Annotated in this window: 3 protein-coding genes; all 3 read right to left on the bottom strand. The window is 61.7% G+C overall.

Annotated features, from left to right (window positions below):
- Positions 1–34: 34 nt before the first annotated feature.
- The 3 genes from HW554_RS20120 to HW554_RS20110 are packed head-to-tail and all read right to left on the bottom strand — an operon-like array spanning position 35 to position 1,470.
- Entirely contained in the window at positions 35–499 is a 465-nt protein-coding gene (locus HW554_RS20120) for a hypothetical protein (RefSeq protein ID WP_176910317.1), read from the bottom strand.
- A 28-nt stretch (positions 500–527) separates the two neighbouring features.
- Positions 528–764, bottom strand: coding sequence for a hypothetical protein (locus tag HW554_RS20115; RefSeq protein WP_176910316.1), 237 nt, complete (start codon positions 762–764; stop codon positions 528–530).
- Between the two features lie 4 nt (positions 765–768).
- Positions 769–1,470, bottom strand: a complete 702-nt coding sequence (locus HW554_RS20110) for a hypothetical protein (protein ID WP_394354326.1) — start codon at positions 1,468–1,470, stop codon at positions 769–771.
- Positions 1,471–1,530: the final 60 nt, after the last annotated feature.

Below are 1,530 nucleotides of genomic sequence, written 5' to 3'. Positions count from 1 at the left end.
CGGCCCGGTTGCGGCCTGGGCCGGCGGGCGGGGGTCATGCGGGCAATGGTGTCTTGAGTTGCCCGTACTCGACAGAGGTTATTTCCACAAGGCCTGTAGCCTTTGGCAGCTTATTGCCCGGTATATCCAGTAGCCAGTAGTCGCCGCCACAGGTGAGGCCGTAGCGGCTTAGAAACCCATCCCAATCAATCACCTTGTTGTAATCGAATACCGATACTACCGGCAGGGCATCCAGCTCCTTGCAAAGTGGCTTGTTGGAGGCGTAGGGGTAGTAAAACTTTGATTTGCCCACCGCGTGCACCTCCTTGTATTTAGCCGGCTTTTCATCGAAGCCTATGCCCGATATGCCGCCGCCTACATTGAGGGTGCTGGTGACTGCGAGGGACCACCCATTAGCCTTGGCGAAGGCCCTGGCAGCATCGTTGCATTCCGTAATGCGCTGGCGGATAGCAGACAGGGCAACGCCCGTAGCGTGCGTTTTTTCTACTTTGTATTTCATCGTCTCGTTCGTTTAGTCGTTCAAGTATCTACCACCCGGCCCGCGTGGTATCGGCCGGCACCGGCCGAGTCCACTGCCCCGCGTCCTCGTAGGTATCGAGCCGCCGCTCGGGGGCCAGCTCGTAGCGCGTAGCGGCGGGGCGCGGGTCGGGCGCATCCTGCAGGCGGGTGCAGGAGCCGAGTAGCGCGGCCACGGCGGCGGCAAACAGGGCGGATGTGGCCCACGGCAGCAGGCAGGAAGCGCAGAAGCGGGTAGCGGTTTTCATGGTCCTAGCGGGTTTGGTGATGGGGAGAATCAGCATCAGCTAGGGCAAGGGCCTGGAATATTTTGTAGGCGACTTGCGGGACGATGCTGTTGCCGTAGGCTTTGAGTTGCTTGGCTCGGGTGCTAACTCGCACCAGTCCGGCGGGTAGCCCATCATTTGGGCCACAAAGCGGGGGTTCAGTGAGCCGCCAAGCTTCTGGGCTACTTCGGCTGGATTGGGCTGGCGGCCTTCCTGAAACCGTTCCCTTCGCACCCGCATGGTGGCCGTGGGCGTGCCCATCATGGCGATGGCTGTTTGCAGGTTCGGCCCGCCCGTTCCCTTCTCCCCGGCCCCCGTGTGGCAGGATGCCGTGGGCGTTGGAAGTAATTCGCCCCGTAGAATCGAGCCCGCCAACCCATCCCGGCTGCGCTGCGATTCCGGCAGGCTGCTGTTCTTCGCGTCGTTCACCGTGGGCGTTGGATATAGGCCCCGTTTGGCGAAATCGTTGATGCTCACTTGTGCCTTGCGGCCATCCGGCATCCGGCCCGTGAGGCTCATTTCCTTCGTGCGGGTTTTGCCCCCGGTCGCCAAGGCCGCATCCGGCGTAGGCCACAATCCAGAGCCTATCGCGACGGTGCGGGGCACCGACACCGCAAGCTGGTAGTAGAACTGTTTCTGCGGTGTAACCCGACGCTTCCAGGTCAAAAAGCACGCTGTCGAGGCCCAGCGAGGCGAGGCCAGCAACGTTTTCACCAACAATCCAACGGGGCCGGACTTCGTCAACAAT

This window comes from Hymenobacter lapidiphilus (assembly GCF_013377885.1).
Taxonomy (GTDB): Bacteria; Bacteroidota; Bacteroidia; order Cytophagales; family Hymenobacteraceae; genus Hymenobacter; species Hymenobacter lapidiphilus.
The sequence above is the reverse complement of the archived record's forward strand: the minus strand, read 5'-3'. Positions and strand labels throughout refer to the sequence as shown.